Source organism: Pseudomonas sp. SDO5591_S426, assembly GCF_054070755.1.
In genome coordinates, this window is sequence record NZ_JBSVXD010000312.1 from 1 (window position 1) to 3,954 (window position 3,954).

General features: G+C 60.0%; 6 protein-coding genes. 2 read left to right on the top strand and 4 right to left on the bottom strand.

Translation table 11 applies throughout. The features are described 5' to 3' along the window. Window positions 1-51: 51 nt before the first annotated feature. The 4 genes from ACW9JC_RS29100 to ACW9JC_RS29115 all read right to left on the bottom strand — a co-directional run bounded on the left by ACW9JC_RS29100 (window position 52) and on the right by ACW9JC_RS29115 (window position 2,727). Complete coding sequence (locus tag ACW9JC_RS29100; RefSeq protein WP_416128031.1) at window positions 52-810, bottom strand: collagen-like triple helix repeat-containing protein; 759 nt, start codon at window positions 808-810, stop codon at window positions 52-54. Next, complete coding sequence (locus ACW9JC_RS29105) at window positions 803-1,081, bottom strand: DUF1145 domain-containing protein (protein ID WP_457459355.1); 279 nt, start codon at window positions 1,079-1,081, stop codon at window positions 803-805. Before ACW9JC_RS29105 ends, ACW9JC_RS29100 begins: the two co-directional genes overlap by 8 nt. A gap of 147 nt (window positions 1,082-1,228) precedes the next feature. Beyond that, entirely contained in the window at window positions 1,229-1,942 is a 714-nt protein-coding gene (locus ACW9JC_RS29110) for an OmpA family protein (protein ID WP_457459357.1), read from the bottom strand. 89 nt (window positions 1,943-2,031) lie between these two features. Then, complete coding sequence (locus ACW9JC_RS29115) at window positions 2,032-2,727, bottom strand: OmpA family protein (RefSeq protein WP_338585107.1); 696 nt, start codon at window positions 2,725-2,727, stop codon at window positions 2,032-2,034. A gap of 190 nt (window positions 2,728-2,917) precedes the next feature. Between ACW9JC_RS29115 and ACW9JC_RS29120 the strand changes: the two genes are divergently transcribed. Next, window positions 2,918-3,415, top strand: coding sequence for a DUF6231 family protein (locus ACW9JC_RS29120; RefSeq protein ID WP_457459359.1), 498 nt, complete (start codon window positions 2,918-2,920; stop codon window positions 3,413-3,415). 4 nt (window positions 3,416-3,419) lie between these two features. Continuing rightward, window positions 3,420-3,896 carry a YchJ family protein gene (locus ACW9JC_RS29125; protein ID WP_457459361.1) on the top strand — a complete coding sequence of 159 codons (477 nt, stop codon included), beginning with the start codon at window positions 3,420-3,422 and terminating at the stop codon, window positions 3,894-3,896. Window positions 3,897-3,954: the final 58 nt, after the last annotated feature.

Genomic DNA, 3,954 nt, shown 5'->3' on the forward strand with positions numbered 1-3,954 from the left:
ATCGCAGCCTGCGGCAGCTCCTACACGGAAAATCGCCAGGCAAAAAATGGATTACAACCGCTGCACCACTACCGAACCCGCCGCACCGGCAGGCCCCGGTTGCCCGTCGGTACCAGGTTTGCCGCCCTTGCCGCCATCGGTTGTATAGATAAAGCAGCCCTTGGCCTTGCCGCCCGCTCCCGGTTTACCGCCAGGACCCGCCAGGCCACCAGCGCCACCGGCCACCTGCACCTTGATCTGTTCTGCCGGGTAATCACGCGGCACCGCCAGTTTGACCAAGGCCCCCGGCGCGCCTGGCTGACCATCACTCCCGTCGCTGCCGTCGGCACCCCGCCCGGCCTGGCCCCAGGTACAACCCGGCGCCTGACCATTGGCCCCGTCGAGGCCGACAAATCCTGGCGCCCCCGCACCACCTCTAGCGTCGACTAGCAATTGCGGTGCATTCAGGGTCTTGATCTGCAGATTCAGATTGCGCCCGGAGCGAGCGGCCTTCAGATAAGTACCCGGCGCGCCGCGAGCCGTGATCTGGCTGCCCTCGGACAACGCTGCACGGCTGACTTTCAATTCCAGCGCCTGCTCACTGGGCACGATCGCGATTCGCGCGTCACGACCCAAGTGCAGTTCGCCAACAGTCACTTCGGTCACGTTCGAGGGAATCAGCAACGTGCCATAGTCCGCCACTTCCAGACGTTCCAGTTGCAGGGTGCTGGCGGTATTGGGAAGACGCATCAACGAGTTGGTTTCTACGCTCACTACCTGAGCGCAGGCCAGTGGGCTGATGAGGGCGGCGAGCAGACAGAGTTTACGCATGGGAAGCCTTAGATGCGGTGGCAGCGGGGATGGTTTGCAGATGGAAAACGCCGAAAATCAAGATCTTCAGGCGATCGAGCCAAGGATGGGCGCGACCTTTTAGGCTGCGATTGCACAGCAGCGCTTCAAGCAGATGGAGGATCGCCAGAACACCGCCGGCCAGATTGGTCAGCAGGTGCAGCGGATGGATAAACGGCATGAGCAGATTGACCAGCACCACCGCCCAGAACAGCAGGGTCAACAGCTTCCCCAGCCCCCATATCACCTTCATACGCCCCTCGATGAGAATTATTCTTTGCGCGCACAGTAACGGCTTCCACGCGGGATAAGCCAGAGGGCAAACAAAAAATCTTCATGAAGATCGCCGAATGGCCGTCGAAACGCGACGAATCCGCGCTCGACGGCTCTATTCCGCGGTTCAGCGATTGATATGCAACTCCACGCGACGGTTTTTCGCGCGACCTTCTTCGGTTTCGTTGTCGGCCACCGGCTGACTTTCACCCTTGCCTTCGCTGGTGAGTTTGTTCGGCGCCACGCCCTGGCTCAACAGGTACTCGGCAACGCTGTTGGCGCGACGTTCCGACAGGGCTTGGTTGTAAGTATCCGCACCAACGCTGTCGGTATGCCCGATCACTTTGATGCTCACCACGTCGGCGTCCAGCAACTTGCTCATGATCGCATCGAGCTCGCTTTGCGCGGTCGGCGTCAGGTCTGATTTATCGAAGCCAAAAAACACGTCATTGCTCAACGTGATGACTTCAGGCGCAACAGGTTCCGCAGGTTTCACGCTGGCCGGGTATTGCGGCAGCGGGCAACCGTGATGTTCCACAGGAGTATTGGCCGGAGTGTCGGGGCAGCGATCACGGCGGTCGAAAACGCCATCGCCATCTTCATCGCCATCCTGGGCGTAGCAGATCAAACCACCGGTCAAGATACCGAGCGCCGCTCCACCGGCCGCCCAACCGCCACTTTCGATAGCGCCCAGGCCTCCACCGACCAGTCCGCCAATGAGGCTGCAGATCGGCCAGGTACGTTGGTTGAGGGGGGCAGTGCCATCACTGTGAGTAGCGCAACCGGTCAACAGGCTGCCAAGCAGCAGAACCGGCAAGACGGTCCGTGTGAGATTGGTCATGTTGAAAGCTCCTGTGTCACCGGCCAATGCCGGTTACACAGGAGTAAAGACCCGCATCCGCGACTGCACAAGCCGCGGATGCGAGGGACCTAGCGGTTGATTTTGATTTCAGTGCGACGGTTCATCGCGCGGCCGTCAGCGGTTTTGTTGTCGGCAACCGGCTGGCTTTCACCGGCACCGGCAACAGACACGAAGCTGCTTCGTGGCACGCCTTCCTGGATCAGGTATTCAACCACCGAGTGGGCGCGTTTATCCGACAGTTTCTGGTTGTAAGCATCACTGCCCACGCTGTCGGTGTGACCGGTTACCGTCAGTTGGGCGTTAGGTGCTTCCCCTTTCAGGCGAGTGGCGATCTTGTCGAGCACGCCTTTGTCAGCCTGGGTCAATGTAGCTTTATCGAACTGGAAGTGGACATCACGAATGACGATGGTTTCTTCCTTGACTACCACAACTTCTTCAACCACTGGAGCAGGTGCTGGTGGTGGGCAACCATCGGCATCGACCTGTACGCCTCTAGGCGTGCCCGGGCACTTGTCGCGACTATCCGGCACGCCATCGCCGTCTTCGTCGCCATCACCGTGAACCCAGCAATAGGCTGCCGCCGTAGCGCCGACTACCAATGCGCCATAACCGGCCCACGAGGAACTCTCGGTCGCGCCGAGACCCGCACCTACGACACCACCGACCGCCGCACAGGTCGGCCAGTCGGTTTTCTGCAAACCTGCGCAACCAGTCAACACACTGGTTAGCAGAACCAGGGGTAATGCTGTCCGAACTATGCTCATCTAGTTTTCTCCTGAAGGATCGGCTTAGAACCGATTCAGGGAGTAAAGACCGGAGTTTAATTCTCCGCCAGCAATAGGCCATTGCAGTTTTGTCCCGTATTCACGGGAGATCGTCACTTTTGCGGAAAACCCGCTCTAGGCTCGAACTGGCGGGCAGGCTAGTCTTGGCAGATCTGAGTGAGGATCTTCAATGATTGCAGGTATTTCTTCGCGTACCCCGCAACAGGCGCTGGCCGCTTTGCTGGACCGATACGCCCCTTCGCGCCTGTTGTTGATCGGCGCCAGCGAGTTCCCCGCGCTTGAAGCTTTCAAGCTCGCGCACCCGGACAGCTGTGTCGCACACGCGGCGCCCGGGCCGTTGCCCGCCGAATTGGCGGCCCGCCGGTTTGACCTGGCGCTGGTGGTCGATTGCCTCGAACACCTGCCCAAACGCGACGGTCTGAATTTGCTGGGCGGCATCCGCAACCTCAACGCCAGCCGCATCGCGGTATTGGCGGACTTGCCCGCCAGCGGCTGGCAGGAAACGGATTTTTTCTCCCTGGCACTGCAAGCCAGCGAGCGCTTCCAGCGTGATGATCAAGTGCTGACCCTGTTTACCTACGATCTGCTTGACTACAAACAAGTACCTGACTGGCTCAATTCGCGGTTCTGGGCCAATCCGGAAAACTTCGGGAAATATTGGTGGTAACGCAATGAGTACATCCATTTGCCCTTGCGGCAGCGGCACCCTGCTCGACGCCTGCTGTGGTCATTACCATGCCGGTCACCCGGCTCCTTGCGCGGAAGCCTTGATGCGTTCGCGCTACAGCGCCTATGTGCTGGGCCTGATCGATTACCTGGTGGCAACCACCCTGCCCGCCCAGCAAGCCGGGCTCGATCGGCAATCGATCAGCGACTGGAGCGCGCAAAGCACTTGGCTGGGCCTTGAGGTGGAAAGCTCGGAAGTGCTCGGCGGTCAACCGGAACACGCTTTCGTGACGTTCACCGCGCGCTGGCACGACGGCAGCGGTGAACACAGTCATCGCGAGCGTTCATCGTTCGTGCAGAACACCGGACGCTGGTACTTCATCGACCCCACCGTGGCACTCGACATCGGGCGCAACGACGCCTGCCCGTGCGCCAGCGGGCAGAAGTTCAAGAAGTGCTGTTCGGGGTATTTCGGCGGTTGAGGTGATGCTTTTAAAAGATCGCAGCCTTCGGCAGCTCCTACATTGGATTGCGTACACC